17 protein-coding genes are annotated in these 16,029 nt (G+C 70.1%); 11 read left to right on the top strand and 6 right to left on the bottom strand.

All coding sequences use genetic code 11. From position 1 onward, the window contains the following. Window positions 1-64: 64 nt before the first annotated feature. Window positions 65-1,243 carry a sensor histidine kinase gene (locus BLQ91_RS33450; RefSeq protein WP_342670680.1) on the top strand — a complete coding sequence of 393 codons (1,179 nt, stop codon included), beginning with the start codon at window positions 65-67 and terminating at the stop codon, window positions 1,241-1,243. A gap of 9 nt (window positions 1,244-1,252) precedes the next feature. Continuing rightward, complete coding sequence (locus BLQ91_RS33445; RefSeq protein WP_090103456.1) at window positions 1,253-1,909, top strand: response regulator; 657 nt, start codon at window positions 1,253-1,255, stop codon at window positions 1,907-1,909. Window positions 1,910-2,110: 201 nt separating this feature from the next. Here the strand turns inward: BLQ91_RS33445 and BLQ91_RS33440 are convergent, their stop codons facing one another. From BLQ91_RS33440 to BLQ91_RS33430, 3 genes are read right to left on the bottom strand one after another with little or no spacing between them, the layout of a single operon-like run. Further along, a complete protein-coding gene (locus BLQ91_RS33440) occupies window positions 2,111-3,031 on the bottom strand; it encodes an SDR family oxidoreductase (protein WP_245734030.1) in 921 nt (306 codons plus the stop codon). Then, window positions 3,015-3,494: a pyridoxamine 5'-phosphate oxidase family protein gene (locus BLQ91_RS33435; protein ID WP_218130497.1), complete on the bottom strand. Its 480-nt coding sequence runs from the start codon at window positions 3,492-3,494 to the stop codon at window positions 3,015-3,017. Before BLQ91_RS33435 ends, BLQ91_RS33440 begins: the two co-directional genes overlap by 17 nt. After that, on the bottom strand, window positions 3,494-4,021 hold the full coding sequence (locus BLQ91_RS33430) for a TetR/AcrR family transcriptional regulator (RefSeq protein WP_090103452.1): 528 nt from the start codon (window positions 4,019-4,021) through the stop codon (window positions 3,494-3,496). The genes BLQ91_RS33435 and BLQ91_RS33430 overlap by 1 nt, the downstream gene beginning before the upstream one ends. Window positions 4,022-4,069: 48 nt before the next feature. Between BLQ91_RS33430 and BLQ91_RS33425 the strand changes: the two genes are divergently transcribed. Next, entirely contained in the window at window positions 4,070-4,858 is a 789-nt protein-coding gene (locus tag BLQ91_RS33425) for an HAD family hydrolase (RefSeq protein ID WP_090103450.1), read from the top strand. A gap of 10 nt (window positions 4,859-4,868) precedes the next feature. Here the strand turns inward: BLQ91_RS33425 and BLQ91_RS33420 are convergent, their stop codons facing one another. After that, window positions 4,869-5,303, bottom strand: coding sequence for a PPOX class F420-dependent oxidoreductase (locus tag BLQ91_RS33420; protein WP_090103448.1), 435 nt, complete (start codon window positions 5,301-5,303; stop codon window positions 4,869-4,871). Between the two features lie 131 nt (window positions 5,304-5,434). Here BLQ91_RS33420 and BLQ91_RS33415 point away from each other — a divergent pair, with 131 nt between their 5' ends. The 3 genes from BLQ91_RS33415 to BLQ91_RS33405 all read left to right on the top strand — a co-directional run bounded on the left by BLQ91_RS33415 (window position 5,435) and on the right by BLQ91_RS33405 (window position 8,093). Beyond that, entirely contained in the window at window positions 5,435-6,346 is a 912-nt protein-coding gene (locus tag BLQ91_RS33415; RefSeq protein WP_090103446.1) for an ABC transporter ATP-binding protein, read from the top strand. A gap of 5 nt (window positions 6,347-6,351) precedes the next feature. Further along, on the top strand, window positions 6,352-7,101 hold the full coding sequence (locus tag BLQ91_RS33410) for a hypothetical protein (protein WP_090103444.1): 750 nt from the start codon (window positions 6,352-6,354) through the stop codon (window positions 7,099-7,101). An 89-nt stretch (window positions 7,102-7,190) separates the two neighbouring features. Continuing rightward, complete coding sequence (locus tag BLQ91_RS33405; protein ID WP_090103441.1) at window positions 7,191-8,093, top strand: ABC transporter ATP-binding protein; 903 nt, start codon at window positions 7,191-7,193, stop codon at window positions 8,091-8,093. Here the strand turns inward: BLQ91_RS33405 and BLQ91_RS33400 are convergent. After that, on the bottom strand, window positions 8,059-9,228 hold the full coding sequence (locus tag BLQ91_RS33400; protein ID WP_245734028.1) for a S8 family serine peptidase: 1,170 nt from the start codon (window positions 9,226-9,228) through the stop codon (window positions 8,059-8,061). The two genes, BLQ91_RS33405 and BLQ91_RS33400, sit on opposite strands and share 35 nt — an antisense overlap. 260 nt (window positions 9,229-9,488) lie before the next feature. Here BLQ91_RS33400 and BLQ91_RS33395 point away from each other — a divergent pair, with 260 nt between their 5' ends. The 5 genes from BLQ91_RS33395 (at window position 9,489) to BLQ91_RS33375 (ending at window position 15,049) form a co-directional block, all read left to right on the top strand. Then, window positions 9,489-9,893 (top strand): hypothetical protein, encoded by a 405-nt coding sequence (locus BLQ91_RS33395; RefSeq protein ID WP_245734027.1) that lies wholly within the window; start codon window positions 9,489-9,491, stop codon window positions 9,891-9,893. A gap of 68 nt (window positions 9,894-9,961) precedes the next feature. Beyond that, complete coding sequence (gene trmB / locus BLQ91_RS33390; RefSeq protein WP_218130503.1) at window positions 9,962-10,606, top strand: tRNA (guanosine(46)-N7)-methyltransferase TrmB; 645 nt, start codon at window positions 9,962-9,964, stop codon at window positions 10,604-10,606. Between the two features lie 132 nt (window positions 10,607-10,738). Next, on the top strand, window positions 10,739-11,845 hold the full coding sequence (locus BLQ91_RS33385; protein ID WP_245734026.1) for a nitric oxide synthase oxygenase: 1,107 nt from the start codon (window positions 10,739-10,741) through the stop codon (window positions 11,843-11,845). Between the two features lie 300 nt (window positions 11,846-12,145). Continuing rightward, complete coding sequence (locus BLQ91_RS33380) at window positions 12,146-13,309, top strand: sensor histidine kinase (RefSeq protein ID WP_090103431.1); 1,164 nt, start codon at window positions 12,146-12,148, stop codon at window positions 13,307-13,309. A gap of 432 nt (window positions 13,310-13,741) precedes the next feature. Continuing rightward, a complete protein-coding gene (locus BLQ91_RS33375) occupies window positions 13,742-15,049 on the top strand; it encodes an amidohydrolase family protein (protein ID WP_090103429.1) in 1,308 nt (435 codons plus the stop codon). Window positions 15,050-15,348: 299 nt separating this feature from the next. Here the strand turns inward: BLQ91_RS33375 and BLQ91_RS33370 are convergent, their stop codons facing one another. Continuing rightward, the gene (locus tag BLQ91_RS33370; protein WP_090103427.1) at window positions 15,349-16,026 is read right to left on the bottom strand and encodes an SDR family oxidoreductase; all 678 of its coding nucleotides are present in this window, start codon (window positions 16,024-16,026) and stop codon (window positions 15,349-15,351) included. Between the last annotated feature and the right edge of the window lie 3 nt (window positions 16,027-16,029).

The raw sequence follows: 16,029 nt of genomic DNA, 5'->3' as shown, positions 1-16,029 counted from the left end.
GTCGTACGGAGCGTCAGCCCGTAGCGCGACGCGGGGAAGTTCGATCCGCACCTAATCTTGTCCGGTGTGGCGGTTCAGCCTGTGGATGAAGGCTCATCCGGCGTTCGGGGACTCCCTGATCGCCGGTCTTCTGCTGCTCTTCGACCTGGGCTTCGGCGTCGAGGCGGTCGACCGCGGGGTGTCGTTCTCGGCCTACCTGGCCGTGACGCTGCTGATGCTCGGACCGCTGCCGTTCCGCCGCCACCACCCGCTCGGCTCGAGCTACCTGATCCTCGGCGGAGCGTTCCTCCAGCTCTTCAGCCACGGCAGCTACGACCTCGGCATCCCGGTCCGGATGTCCGACTTCGCGCTGGCCATAGCGCTGTACACGCTCGTCGCGTCCACGAACCGCAAGACGGCGTTGATCTACTCGGGCTGGCTGCTGGCGGGCACGCTGCTCTGGGCGATCTTCCAGATCGGCGAGCTCCAGGCCGTGTTCCTGGTGTTCATGGTGTTCGTGATCTTCGGCTTCAGCTGGGCGATGGGCGAGTTCGTCGGAGCCCGGCGCGCCTACCAGCGGGAGATGGAACAACGCCTGGTCCTGCTGGAGACCGAACGCGACCAGCAGGCCAAGATCGCGGTGGGCGAGGAACGCTCGCGCATAGCCCGCGAACTGCACGACGTGGTCGCCCACGCGGTGAGCGTGATGATCGTCCATGCCGACGGTGCCGCGTACACGATCAGGTCGCAACCGGAAGTGGCCGAGAACGCCGTCCGCACCATCGCCGACACGGGCCGCCTGGCCCTGACCGAGATGCGCCGCCTGCTCGGCGTCCTGCGCAGCGAGGACGCCGAAACCCAGTGGGCACCGCAGCCGGACGCGCGAGGAGTCGTCGAACTGGCCGAGAACACCAGGGCCGCCGGAGTCCCGGTGCGACTGGAGATCACCGGCGACGTGGACGACCTCCCGGTGGGCGTGGGCCTGAGCGTCTACCGCATCGTGCAGGAAGCACTGACCAACACCATCAAGCACGCCGGCTCGGGCACGACCGCGATGGTCCGCCTGGCCCGGACCCCGGAAGAGCTGCGCCTGGAAGTCGTCGACAACGGCTTCGGCACACCGCACGACGTCGTCAAGATCTCCGGCGGCAACGGACTGATCGGCATGAGGGAAAGGGCAGCGGTCCTGGGCGGCGAGTTCGAGGCGGGCCCCAACCCCGGCGGGGGCTGGCGCGTCCGCGCGACTTTCCCACTGGCCGCATAGGGTGATCGAGTGATTCGGGTGCTGCTGGTAGACGACCAGGAACTCATGCGCATGGGGTTCCGCATGGTGCTGGGCGCGCAGGAAGACATCGACGTCATCGGCGAAGCGGCCGACGGCCTGGACGCCGTGCAGATGGCCGACAAGCTCCGGCCGGACGTGGTCCTGATGGACGTCCGCATGCCCGTCCTGGACGGAGTGGAGGCGACCAAGCGCATCGCCGCGGCCGACACGGCGAAGGTGCTGGTCATGACCACCTTCGACATGGACGAGTACGCGCTCTCCGCCCTGCGCAACGGAGCCAGCGGCTTCCTGCTGAAGGACACACCGCCCTCGGACCTGGTCTCGGCCCTGCGAGCAGTCGCCTCGGGCGACGCCGTGGTCTCCCCGTCCGTGACCAAGCGCCTGCTGGGCCGCTTCCTCGGCGACGGCGGCGGCGAACTCCGCGACGCCACGATGCTCGACGTGCTCACCGAACGCGAGCGCGAGGTGCTCGTGCTGATCGCGAAGGGCCTGTCGAACACGGAGATCGCGAGGAAGCTCTTCCTGTCCGAGGCGACGGTGAAGACGCACGTGGGACGAATCCTGGCGAAGCTGGAACTGCGGGACCGGGTCCAGGCAGTGGTGCTGGCGTACGAGACGGGCCTGGTACGCCCGGGCGACGCCTGACAAGGCAGGCCGCCTGATCAAGCGCGATGTCGAAGGCGAGCCGTCCTGAGCAGACGCTCCCGGCGGTGGGGTCCATCGCGAGTCGCGCCACAGCTCCCGCTGCAACGAGGTAGGGGTGTCAACTCGACACGCTTCTCGCCGAGTTGACACCCCTACCTCGTTGTGGCCCGCTCCTCCAGCCCTACCGGTACGACTCCAGCCTCACCGGTACGACTCAGGATCGGCCTCGACCTCGACCCCGGCCATCCGAGGCTTCAGCACCTCCTCGTACCACCGCCCCCAGTCGGGCTGGGACCCGTCCAGGTCCGTGAACCCGTACTCCCGCTTCAACCGCCAGGACGACAAGCACTGCCCGGCGAACCGCCGCCGCTGCGGATCAGCGGCGAGGTGCGCCAACCCGCGCCCCAGGTAGTGCGGCGTCTCGGACAACGCGTAGTCGGGCACCTTCTCGACGGCGTCCCGCCAGTTCTCCTCGGTGACCCCGAACCCCTCCAGCATCTGCTCGGACCGCAGGAAACCGGGCGTAGCGGCAACCGCGGTGACGTGCGGGAACTCGCGGAGGTCCCGAGCCAGCACCTCTCCGAACCGCCGGACGGACGACTTCACGGCGTCATAGGGGAGGTTCACGAAGTAGGCGTCCCCGTCCTCCCCGTCGGTCACCTCGACCACCAGCGCGTCGTCGGACCGCAGGACCAACGGCATCAACCGGTGGATCGCCACCAGGTGCGTCTCCACCCCGTTGCGCCACATCCGCAGCTGCCGTTCGAGGTCGTGCTCCCAGAACTTCCCCCACTCGACGAGGTTCTCGCCGCCCCAGGCGTTGTCGACGAAGACGTCCAGCCGGTCGATGCGCGCGGCCAGGGCGTCCACATCGGACACCGAGGTGAGGTCACACCGGACCGGGATCCCCTTGCCGCCGGCGGAGTCGACCAGTTCCGCGGTCTCCTCGATCGTCTCGGACCTCCCGACCGGTGACTGCTGCGACCGGGTGGTCCGGCCGGCGACGTACACCGTGGCGCCGGCCGCTCCGAGCTCGACCGCGATCGCCCGGCCCGCGCCTCGTGTGGCGCCGGTGACGACCGCGACCTTCCCGCTCAGATCGGGTTCACTTCTTGCTGACACGCCGAGTTCCCTTTCCTTCGTGCCACGAGAGGACGGCCATCTCGTCACCCTCGACGGTGATCTGCACGACCTCGGTGACGTCGAACCGGAACAGGTCGATCTCCTCCGGCTCCGGCTGCCACCCCGTGCGGTCGAACAGGTTCTTCAGGTAGTCGTCCTTGTTGTTCCAGAACTCCGCGGTGCCGCTGATCTTCGCGTCGCCGGCCTCGGTCATCGAGGCGGTCGTCGACATGCAGTGCAGCGCGAACCGCGAGTCGCGGCGCAGGTCGCGGGACTTCAGCGAGTTCGGCATCATGCCCGCCCAGAGCTCGCCGTCGAGGAAGTCCGGTTCCACGCCGCTGATCCGCGGCGCGCCGTCGCGGCGCAAGGTCGCGATCAGCGCGTGCCGGTCGGCGGCGAACCTGCTCTCCACGAACGCGGCCATGTCCGGCTGTTCTGCCGTGAACTCGGCCCAGGTGGCCATCAACGCATCCCTTTCAGCACCAGGTCGACGTCTTCTGCCGTGCGGGTCAGGAGGTCGCCGCGCGGTCGCACGGACCAGTCCATCGAGATCCCGTACACCAGCGCGGCGAGGACTCGGGCCGCGTTCGGTGGGAGGTTCTCGGCCGCGCACAGGACTTCCAGCTCCGCTTCCAGCGCGGCGTAGTGCCGGGCCAGCAGCGCGCGCAGCTCCGGGTCGATCAGGTCGACGCCGAGCTGCGCCAGGTTGTTCGTGGCGACGACCGGGTCGGCCAGGCGGTCGAACCAGGTCAGCAGCGCCTCGCGGACGGACCCCGCCTCGCGCATCCGGCGGACCACGTCTTCGGTGCCCGCGCGGGTCAACGCCTGCAGCAGACCGCTCTTCGACCCGAACCGCTTCGCCACCGCGCCGACCGACACCCCGGCCTCCGCCGCCACGTCCGCGACGGTGAACTCCGGGCCGCGCCGGTCGATCACGGCCGCGACGGCGTTCAGGATCCGTTCGTCGGTGATGGTGCGAGGTCGTGCCACGGCATTAGTGAACCACAATTCACTAACCTTCGCCTAGGGTGGCTCCACGTGAACTGGAGACCGCGCCTGGTGGCCCTGGACATCGACGGAACCCTGACCGCAGTCGGCTCGAACGACATCTCACCCGCCGTGAAAGCGGCGATCACCCGTGTGACGGAACACGGCACCAAGGTCGTGCTCTGCACCGGTCGCAGCCTCATCGGCACGACCCCGATCGCCGCGCAGGTGCCCGCCTCGTTCGCCGTGTGCTCCAACGGCGCCGTGTGGTGGGACCCGGTGAGCGCGGAGGTCGTCAAGCGCACGACGTTCGAGCCCGGTCCGACGATCGAGGCGCTGCGGGCGTTGCTGCCGGACTCGGTGTTCGCGGTCGAGCAGACCGGGGTCGGCAACCTCTCGCTCGGCGAGTTCCTGCCGGGTGACCTGTGGGGCGTCACGACCAGCGCGACGTTCGACGAGATCGCGGCCATCCGCACGCCACGGCTGGTGATGCGCTGGCTCGACCGCACGCCGCCGGAGCTGTCGTTCGCGGTGAAGGACCTCGAACTGCCGGGCATCGAGTGGTCCGTCGACCACACGGAGGCGTGGCTGACCGCGGTGCCGCCGAACACCACCAAGGGCACGGCGCTGGACGAACTCAGCCGGGAGCTCGGCATCGACCCGCGCGACGCGCTCGCGATCGGCGACGGCAGCAACGACGTCGAGATGCTCGAGTGGGCGGGGCTCGGCGTGGCGATGGGGCAGGCGCCCGCGACCGTGCGGGCCGTGGCGGACGAGGTCGCGCCGACCGTGCTGGAGGACGGCGCGGCCCAGGTCCTGACGAGGTTCTTCCCGGCCTAGAACCCTCGTCCTAGTCGGAGACGTTCACCTTGGCGACGACCTTGTCGACCTTGACGCGGACGAGCAGCTCGCCGGGCACGCCGTTGCGCTCGGCGAACTCGTCGGCGCGGTCGTCGCCCATGTAGCGCGCGGCCGTGCGGCCGGCCCAGTACTGCAGCTGCTCGGCGTCCTCGTCCACAACGGCCTGGCCGGTGATCGTCACGAAGTTGAACGGCGGGTTCTCGTCGTCGAAGCAGAGCGCCACCCGGCCGTCGCGCAGGATCGACCTGCCCTTGACCGTGTCGCGGCCGGTCAGGAAGACGACGTCCGGGCCGTCGAGGTCGACCCACACCGGTGCGACGTGCGGCGATCCGTCCTTGCGGGTGACGGCCAGTTTGGCGGTGCGCGCCGGCTTGGCCAGGACGAACTCGCGCCACCAGCCCTCGGGAGCTTCCGTGTATCCCATGTGGCTCATTCAACTACGACGGAGGTAGCGCCACCCGGCGACGGAAGTTGACGGCACTCGAAGACCGCAGGTCGATGTGCCGGACCCCCTCGGAGCGCGAGAGTTGTCCCGTCACCGAGAGGGGAAAGCCCATGATCGAGGCAATCGGCCTCACCAAGAGATACGGCAGGACGGTCGCGGTCGACGACCTGTCGTTCACCGTCCAACCTGGACGGGTGACCGGATTCCTCGGTCCGAACGGCGCGGGCAAGTCCACCACCATGCGGATGATCCTGGGGCTCGACCGTCCGACGGCAGGCCGCGTGCTGATCGACGGCAAGTCCTACACCGACCTCAAGCGTCCACTGCGGACGGTCGGCGCACTGCTCGACGCCAAGTGGGTGCACCCGAACCGCTCGGCCCGCGCCCACCTCAAGTGGCTCGCGGTGTCCAACGGCCTGCCGAAGTCGCGGGTCGACGCGGTGCTCGAGTCCGTCGGCCTCACGCAGGTCGCGGGCAAGAACGCCGGCGGGTTCTCGCTCGGCATGTCGCAGCGGCTGGGGATCGCCGCGGCACTGCTCGGCGACCCGAAGGTGCTGCTGTTCGACGAGCCGGTGAACGGCCTGGACCCCGAGGGCATCCTCTGGATCCGCACGTTCATGCAGAACCTCGCCGCCGAGGGCCGCACGGTCCTGGTGTCGAGCCACCTGCTGTCGGAGATGGCGCTCACGGCCGGCGAGCTCGTGGTGATCGGCCGGGGGAAGCTGATCACGCAGAGCACAACGCAGGAGTTCATCGAGCGCTCGACGGGCAACTCGGTGCTCGTGCGCAGCCCGCAGCTCTTCAAGCTCGGCCCGCTGCTCGTCGACAAGGGCTTCACGGTTCGTGACGGCGCGGACGGCGCGTTGTCCGTGACGGGTGCCACCAGTGACCAGATCGGTGACATCGCGGCGGCGAACGACGTCGTGCTGCACGAGCTCAGCCCTCAGCGCGGTTCGCTCGAAGAGGCGTTCATGCAGCTGACCGGCGATGCTGTCGAGTACCACGCAGAGATCGGGAAGTGAGTCTGATGACCCTGTTGGCAGTGGAGAGGATCAAGCTCTTCTCGACCCGTTCGCCCTACTGGTGCAGCGCGCTCGCCATCGTCCTGGGCGTGGGGCTCACCGCGATCTTCGCGGCGGCCGGTGACGGTCCGATACCGCTCGGCCTCACCCAGATCGGCAGCAGCCAGCTCGCCATCGCGGTGGTGCTGGTGATGTCGGCGATCGCGGTCACCACCGAGTACCGCTTCAACACCATCCGCTCGACGTTCCTCGCGGTGCCGAACCGCACGTCCGCGCTCGTCGCCAAGGCCGTCGTCGTCGCGTTCATCGCCGGCGTGCTGGGCGAGATCATCGCCTTCGGCTCGTGGGGTGTGGCGAAGCTGATCTCGCCGAGCTCGGACCTCGCGATCAACACGGCTGCCGAGTGGCGGCACGTGGCGGGCATCGGCCTGATCTACGCCATCGGCGCGGTCATCGCGGTGGCCGTCGGCATCCTGGTCCGCCAGACCGCCGGTGCCGTCGCGATCCTGCTCGTGTGGCAGATGCTCGCCGAGGGCCTGATCGGGATCATCCCCAAGGTCGGCGAGAAGATCCAGGCATGGCTGCCGTTCATGAACGCCACCCACTTCGTGTCGATGGGAGCGGACAGCCCTGAACAGGGTGGCGCCGGGGTCGACTTCAAGCTGAGCGAATGGGGCTCGCTCGGCTACTTCGCCGGCATCGCCGCGGCGCTGCTGGTGGTCGCGCTGATCGTCGCCAAGCGCCGGGACGCGTGACCGGGCAAGGGGGAGCGGGACGTGGGCCATCCGTCGGGGGATGACCCACGTCCCGATCAGTCTTTCCACCGAGCGAACGGGAGAAGGCCGTGATCGAAGCAGTGGCGTTGCGCAAGCACTACGGCAGGACCAAGGCCGTCGACGACCTGTCGTTCACCGTGCGGCCGGGCAGGGTCACCGGGTTCCTCGGCCCGAACGGCGCCGGCAAGTCCACGACCATGCGGATGATCCTCGGCCTCGACACCCCCACCGGCGGCGACGTCAGGATCGACGGCAAGCACTACGCCGAGCTCAAGCAGCCGCTGCGCAAGGTAGGCGCACTGCTCGACGCGAAGTGGGTGCACCCCAACCGTTCCGCGCGGTCGCACCTCAAGTGGCTCGCCGTGTCGAACAAGATCCCCGTCAGCCGGGTGGGGGAGGTGCTGGAGGTCGTCGGCCTCACCGAGGTCGCGCACAAGAACGCCGGCGGGTTCTCGCTCGGCATGTCCCAGCGGCTCGGCATCGCGGGCGCGCTGCTCGGCGACCCCGAGGTGCTGCTCTTCGACGAGCCGGTCAACGGCCTCGACCCCGAGGGCATCCTCTGGATCCGGCAGTTCATGCACCGGCTCGCGGAGGAGGGCCGCACGGTGTTCGTGTCGAGCCACCTGCTCTCGGAGATGGCGCAGACGGCCCAGGACCTCGTCGTGATCGGCAAGGGGCAGCTGATCGCGCAGACCTCCACCGAGCAGTTCATCGCCGATGCCACGCAGGACCACGTGAGGGTGCGCTCGCCGCACGCCGCGAAGCTGCGCGAGATCCTCGCCGCGCACGCCACGGTGACGGACGACTCGGCGAGCGGAGCCCTGGTGGTGCACGGGATCCCGGCGCAGCGGATCGGTGAGATCGCGGCGGAGAACCACGTCGTGCTGCACGAGCTCAGCCCTCAGCGCGGATCGCTGGAGGAGGCCTTCATGCAGCTCACCAAGGAGTCGGTGGAGTACCACTCCCACTGAGCGGCGGCAGCACGTGCACGGTGGCCTGCGGACGCGGGCGGCGTGACCTGATGGCGGGCAACGTGATCAGCAGGCCCGTCATCACCGCGGTCCCACCGGCGACGGCGGCGATGAACGGCATCCGGCTCCCCAGGTCCACGTCCGGGCGCTGGGCGGTCCGCGCCGGCGTCGGGGCGGGCTTCGTGGTCGGCGGCTTCGGCGGCGGCAGGAGCGGGTGGCGCTCCACCGGCGGGAGCTGCGCGTTGAGCGCGCCCACCGGGTCGACCACGCCGAAGCCCGTCGTCGCGTCCCTGCCGGGTTCCGCCAGGTCCTTCGCGGATTTGATCAACGCGTTGACGACGTCCTTCGCGGGCATCCGCGGGTGCTTGGCCCGCACCAGCGCCGCGACCCCGGCCACGATCGCCGACGCCGCGCTCGTGCCGTCCACCTCGGCGTAGCCGCTGGGGTAGACGCTCTTCGGCGAGGCCGTCACGATGCCGGCCGCCGGAGCCGAGAGCACGGTGTCCGCGCCGACGTTGGACGACGCCCACGGCTTGCCGTCCCTGGTCGTCCCGGAGACCGCGATCACGCCCTGGATGTTCGCGGGCGCCGAGACGGCCCTGCCCTCGTTGCCGGTGGCGGCGACGAGGACGACGTCCTTCTCGATCGCGTAGTTCACGGCCTTGACGAGGGTCGGCGTCATCGAGCTGGAGAAGCCGAGGGACATGTTGATTACCTTGGCGCCGTGGTCGGCGGCCCACCTGATGCTCTCCGCGACGACGTCGAGCGTGAACTGCTCCCTCTCGGCGCTCGCGACCGGCAGGATCTTGACGCCGGGCGCGATGCCGAGCGCCCCGCCGTCACGGCCTGCGGCGGCGATGATCCCGGCCATCGCGGTGCCGTGGCCGTCGGTGTCGGTCGTGCCGTCGGTGCCCTTGGAGCTGCCGAACCCGGTCCCCGGTAACACCTGTCCGACCAGGTCCGGGTGCTGGGCGTCGACACCGGAGTCGATCACGGCGACGACCACGCCGTCCCCGCGCGCCTGGGCCTGCGCGGAGTAGACGTCGAGCGCGTCGAGGTGCCACTCCTGCTCCTCGATCGTCTGCGCGGCGAGCAACAGGGGCAGCGCGACGGTGAGCGCGGGAAGCAGGGCCACGCCCGCTACATCGTCTTTCCAGGTCACGGTGCAACGTGCCTGGTGTCACACGTTGCGTAAGAGAGCTGTTAACAAACTGTGAAACCAGGCAATCTGGACATCACCGGCGTTTGAGTTCGCGTTCAATTGGGTTATCCCCGCTGCGGAGGTGGCCAGTGGTCCGTGTGGAAGCAATGCTCGGCCTCGAGTGGTCCAGTGCTCTCGAAGCTCCCAACCCTGCTGAAATCGCCCTCACCCCTGCGGAGGCGCGCCGTTCCTGGGTGAACCGCGCCCCTGAGGACGAAGTGCTCGCGATGTACCGCTCGGTGCGGTCCGTCGAGGACGCGCCCGCGCCGTGGTGGCTGCGCGCGCTGGACCGGGGGCGCCTGCGCTCCCGTGCCGAAGGTCATGCCGTCGAGGACGCCGTGAGCGAGCTGCTCTCGTCCCGTCCCGGCTGGGTGTTCGTCCCGTGGGTCGACCTCGGCGAGGTCGGGTACTGGGAGTACGTCCCCTCCGAAAGTGGTGTGTACGGTCCCGCCACCCCCACGACCGTGCAGTTCACCGACTCGCACCGCGGCTTCGTCCACCTCGTTCCCGCCCACCGCGGACCGGGTCACCCGCACGCCATCGACTTCACGGTCGCTGACCTGCGGGCGCAAATCGAGGACATCGAGCTCATCGCCTAGGCTTTCCGGTCGTGACCAGGCCTGAGCACCACCGTTCCATCGTCAGCTTCGTGCAGCGCGGCGAGCGCATGACCGTGGGACAGGAACGTGCCTGGGACACGTACTGGGAGAAGATGGGCAACGACGTGAAGTCCCTGCCCGAGGGCCCGCTGGACTTCACGTCGTGGTTCGGCCGTTCCGCCCCCGTGCTGCTGGAGATCGGTTCCGGCATGGGCGAGACCACCTCCCAGCTCGTGGCCGCCGCGCCCGAGCTGAACTACCTCGCCGTCGAGGTCTACAAGCCGGGACTCGCCCAGCTGCTGCTGCGCGCCGAGCACCTCGGAGGGCTCGGCAACCTGCGCGTGCTGCGCGGTGATGCCGTCGACCTGCTGACCGACCACGTCGCCCCCGCGTCGTTGCACGGCGTGCGGATCTTCTTCCCGGACCCGTGGCCGAAGAAGAAGCACCACAAGCGCCGGCTCGTGCAGCCCGAGTTCGTGTCGCTCGTGGCGTCGCGCCTGGAGCCCGGCGGCGTGCTGCACCTCGCGACCGACTGGGAGAGCTACGCGGAGCAGATGCTCGAGGTGTGCTCCGGCGAGCGGCTGCTGACGAACGTGCACGACGGCTGGGCGCCCCGACCGGACTGGCGGCCCGTCACGAAGTTCGAGCAGCGCGCGGTGAACGAGGGCCGGACCTCCCACGACCTGATGTTCCGCCGGAACGACCTCACCTGATCGAGGTCTCAAGCGGAACGAGTGACCACCGTGGGTCTTGCGTTCACTCGTCGGAGTGGCTGGTGTTGATCACCCGAAATGCCCCGAGTGGCAGTGACGCGTAAAGCTGTTCCGGGCTTAGCGTTCCGCTCCGTGACCCCCGACGTCTTCCCCGTCGCGGAGGAGTTCGTCCGCATGTTCCACGCGGCGCACTCCGACGCAGGCTCGCTGTCCGCCCGCATCGCCCGAGTGCGCGCCGAGATCGCCGACACCGGAACCTACCGCCACACCACCCACGAGCTCGCGTACGGCGCGAGGATCGCGCTGCGCGACTCCGGCTGGTGCACCTCGGGTGTGCCGTGGCGCCGGCTGAAGGTCCGCGACCTGCGCGGCTACCGCAACGCCGCCGCCGTCGCCGGCGAGTGCGTCGAGCACCTGCGCCTCGCGACGAACGGCGGCGAGATCCGGCCGCTGGTCACGGTCTTCGCGCCGGACGCGCCCGGTGCGCCGGGACCGGTGATCTGGAACGAGCAGCTCGTCCGGTACGCCGGGTACGCCGACGGCACGGGGGACCGCCGGTACGCCCAGTTCACCGAGACCGTGCAGGGCATGGGGTGGCGTCCACCGGCGCGGCGGTCGCGGTTCGACCTGCTGCCGCTGGTGGTGGAGACCCAGCACGAGGGACCGCGGCTGTTCGCGGTGCCGTCCGAGGTCGTGCACGAGGTGCCGCTGGAGCACCCGGCCCTGCCGTGGTTCGGGGAGATGGGCCTGCGCTGGCACGCGGTCCCGGTCATCTCGAACCTCAGGCTGTCGATAGGCGGCGTGCACTACCCGGCCGCGCCGTTCAACTCGTGGTTCGTCGGCGCCGAGATCGGCACGCGGTCACTGGCCGAGGAAGGCGCCTTCGGCGTGGCGCGTCAGGTCGCCGAGGCGCTGGGACTCGACACGTCGTCCGAACGCACGCTGTGGCGGGACTTCGCCACGGTTCACCTGAACGCGGCAGTGCTGCACTCGTTCGACAAGGCGGCCGTCACGATCACGGACCACCACGCGGAGGCGTTGCACCGCCTGGCCTGGCTGCGTTCGCGCCAGCGCCCGTCGGCCGCACGGCCCGCGTTCCGGCTGGACGCCGCGGCCGCGGCGCGCGCACGGACCGGTTCTCCGGCGCGCTTCACGACCGCGTTGGACGAGACCCGTCCCCAACCGACGAGCAGGCTGGCGGAGCTGCTCCGCCAGCACCATTCCCTGACCAGCGCCTGACTTCCCCATCACACGCTGGTCCGTCGCGGTACTAGTGCTTCGAGTCGATCATCACGCCGGACAGCGCCATCAGCGCGAGGACCAGCAGGCCGACCACCGCGGCCGCCCAGGTGAAAACAACTGACAACATGTGATGTCCTCCGTCTCTCGTCTTCCGCTCCTCCAGAGTCCGTGACCGGCGTGTGATCCGGCATCCGCCGTGAGGGTATTTCCGCAGGTCGCCCACTCAGCCTTCCGGCTGACCCGCGGGTAGACCGGAGTCGGACGCGGGATCACCCCTTCGGCCCTACTGTTGCTCGGGTGGAGAGCACGGACATGAACTGGCGGTTGCTCGCCAAACGCCAGTGGCCGCTGGCGCTCTCGCTCACCGGCATCGTCATCGCGGAAACCGGGGCGATCAGCACCGACCTCGGCTGGTGGCAGCTCCCCGGCGTCCTGGTCGTCTGCGCGATCTCGGTGCTGGCTCCGCGCAAGCCGTTCGACGCGGCCCTCGCGGCGGCGTTCGCGATCGCCTGCTCGGCGCTCTACCTGCGGCTCCTCGGCGTCCCGTTCGAACCGCACTTCTTCCTCAGCGGTGCCACCGTCTCGATGACCGGCGCGGCGATGGCGACCATCGCGGTCCTCGTCCGGGAGGCCTCGCACGTCCGCGCGGTGCTCGGCACCGTGTTCGTCGTGACGGCGATGATCAGCGCGGAGGTCCTGGGGTGGCCGGCCGTGTCCGCCCGCGAGTACCGCGAGTGGCATCCGGATCCGACGTCGTACCTGTTCGGCGCGTGCATCATGCTGGTGCTGGCCATCGGCACCGGTCTCTACTTCCGCGCCCGCGACAACGAACGCGCGTCGCAGCTGGCGGCGTCCGTCGCGGCGGCGCAGAACTCCGAGCGGATGGCGCTGGCACGGGAGCTGCACGACGTGGTGGCGCACTACGTGACGTCGATCGTCGTGCACGCGCGGGCGGGTCAGCTGAACCGCGCGGCGGCCGAGCAGGTGCTGCCGACGATCGAGGCGTCCGGGCACGAGGCGCTGACGGCGATGCGCCGCCTGGTGGGAACGTTGCGGGACGGCGAGTCCTCCGGTCCGGCGGCTTCTTCGTCGCTGATGGACGACGTGCGCGCGCTGGCCGGGGAATCCGGTCTGCCGGTGCGGCTCTCGTTCGACCTGCAGGACGCCGTGCCGCAGGAACTGGCCCGCTCGGTGCTGCGACTGGTCCAGGAATCGTTGACGAACACCCGGAAGCACGCGGCAGCGGTGTCCTCAGTGGACGTGTCGCTGTCCTCGGGGGACGGGCTGCTGCACCTGGCGGTGGTGGACGACGGGGTGGCCTCGGGCGTTCCCGTCGGGGGATCGGGTGGCTACGGGCTCGTCGGCATGCGCGAGCGCGTGGACCTGCTGGGCGGCCGCTTCTCCGCAGGCCGACGCGAACCGACTGGGTGGACGGTCCGCGCCGAGCTGCCGATCGCCTAGCTCAGCTGTCGTCGCGGATGACTTCGAACTCCTGGGTCATCTCGAGATCGGTGAGCTGGTCGTCGTTCTGAGGGTCGATGTCGGCCACTGATGCCTCCGCATGATCACGCCCGCTACCCGTGCGGTGTGATCATGCCAACTCAGCGCCGGGTCGGCGGCTTGGGGGTGGCGGGCTTCTGCGCGCGGCGGAACTGCCCACTGGACGTGCACGGCTTCTTCGACATGATCTTGAGACGCCCCTGTCCTGCCCGTGGTTGCCTGTGGATGCACAAAGGGCCCGCCGCGTGACGCGTAACGGGCCCCTTGGATGGGGGAGAGTTTTTGGTCGGGGCGGACCCTGGGGGTCGGCCCGCACCCGACAGGGCGAGGATGCCCATCCCCTTCGGATGTATGCATGGATGTGACTGGCATCACAATGGCAGGATTCCCCGCATGTCACTGCGTCTGCACGCCCCGGTGGTCCTGCCCTGCGACGAGTCCTGCACCGTGGTGCGCGACGCGGTCGTGGACATCGTCGACGGCCGCATCACCCACGTCGGCCCGATCTCCTCGGCACCCGCGTTCGACGGCGAGGTCCGCTCGCTCACCGGCATCCTCCTGCCCGGTCTCGTGAACACCCACGCGCACAGCCCGATGACCGTGCTGCGCGGCCTCGGCTCCGACCTGCCGCTGCTGCGGTGGCTGCAGGAGGAGATCTGGCCGAACGAGGGGCGGATGACGGCCCAGGACGTCGGCACCGGCATGCTGCTGGGCGCCGTCGAGATGCTGCGGCACGGCGTGACCACGTCCGCCGAGATGTACTTCCACGGCCCCGAGCTGGTGTCCTCGGTGCTGGAGGCGGGCTCGCGCGTGGTGTTCGGCGGCGCGATCCTGGACGTGCCGGGCATGTCGTGGCAGTCGCTGACCGACGACATCTCGTCGTGGATCGACTCGGACGGACTGCGCTTCGGCCCCGGCGAGCGCGTCGAACTGGCCTACGGCCCCCACTCCGCCTACACCCTGTCGGCCGCCCAGCTCTCGGCCATCGCCGTCGAGGCCCGTGCGCGCGGGGCGCTGTTCATGGTGCACGTGGCGGAGTCGCCGTTCGAGGACGAGGCCGTCCGCGCCGAGTACGGCTCCGTGCCGGCGCTGCTGAAGGCGTCCGACGTGCTGGGCGGACGGGTGCTGTCCGCGCACTCCGTCCACCTGTCCGACGACGACATCGCCCTCTACGCGTCGTTCGGCGTCGGCGTGGCGCACTGCCCGGGGTCGAACGCGAAGCTCGCCTCCGGCATCGCGCGGGTGCCGGAGATGCTGGCGGCCGGCGTGCCGGTCGGCCTGGGGACCGACGGACCCGCGTCCAACGACGACCTGGACCTGTTCGAGGAGGCGCGGCTGGCCGGGCTGCTCGCCCGCGTGTCCACAATGGACGCCACCGTGCTCGGCGCCGCCCGGGCGCTGCTGATGGCGACCCGCGGCGGGGCGGCCGCGCTGGGGCGGTCCGACATCGGCGCGCTGGAGGCCGGGCGGTGGGGCGACGTCGTGCACATCGCCGCCGACGACCCCGCTTTCGCCACCGGGCTGGACGCGCCGGACTCGCAGCTGCTGGCGAACCTGGTGTGGGGGTCCGGGTCCCGGAGGGTCACCGACGTGTGGGTGGCCGGGGACCACGTCGTGGCCGGCGGGGAGTCGACCCGGGTGGACCGGGGAGAGGCCCAGGCGGCGGTTTCGGCGGTGGCCGCGCGGTTGCGGTCCGCCTGATCCGCGGCGCGTTTCCGGTCCGCGGCGGTGGGCTGCGGACCGGCTGCTGCTGTGCGGGACCCGGCCGCGGCGGCGTTCCGGGGTTCAGGCCCCCACAGCCCGCGTCGATCCCGGCCACCCGTCAAGGGTCATGACGCCGTGGGTTGCCCACGGGCCGAGAGCGGCGCCTCGGAGTAGATAGTGGTGCCTCGGAGCCGAGAGCGGCGCGCAGCAGCAGGTGCGCGCCGGGTTCCCCCAGTTTTGATCTTACCGTCCGTCAGTAGTTGACCACAGGCTGTTGATGGACCTGTGGACAACTGTCAGTGCGGGCGCGACCGCACGTTGATCTCGGTGATGTGGGCGTCGGGCGTCGCCAGCACGGCCGACGCCACCGCCCGCCCCACCGAGGCCGGGTCGATGTACTTCGACGGGTCGTACTCGCCGCCTTCCTGGCGGCGCACCGACTCCTGCATCGGCGTGGCGGTGCGACCGGGGTAGACCGTGGTGACCCGCAGGGCCGGCTCGTCGCCGCGGAGGGCGTCGGCGTAGGCGCGCAGGGCGAACTTCGAGGCCGCGTAGACGCCCCAGCCCGGGTTCGCGTTCAGGCCGGCGCCCGAGTTGATCAGCACCACGTGGCCGCCCGCCGCGCGGAGCTGGGGCAGGACCAGGTTGGTCAGCTCGGCCACGGCGAATACGTTGACGTCGAAGGTCTGGCGCCAGTCGGCCTGCGTCGCCTCCGACAGCGGTCCCAGCAGGGCGATGCCGGCGCTGTGCACGACGACGTCCAGACGGGAGACGGCGGTGAGGTCCGCCGAGGCCACGTTCGCCAGGTCGAACGGCCACGCCTGCGCCCCCGGGAGCTCGGCGGCGAGCACGGAGAGCGACGATTCGTCACGTCCGCCTAGCAGGAGGTCGTGGGTCGGGGCCAGACTGCGGGCGATGGCCGCGCCGATTCCGCTGGATGCCCCGGTGACGAGGGCGACCGGACGATCACTCATGGG

Source organism: Lentzea jiangxiensis (assembly GCF_900104175.1).
GTDB lineage: Bacteria > Actinomycetota > Actinomycetes > Mycobacteriales > Pseudonocardiaceae > Lentzea > Lentzea jiangxiensis.
This window is presented reverse-complemented; position numbering and strand designations above follow the sequence as displayed.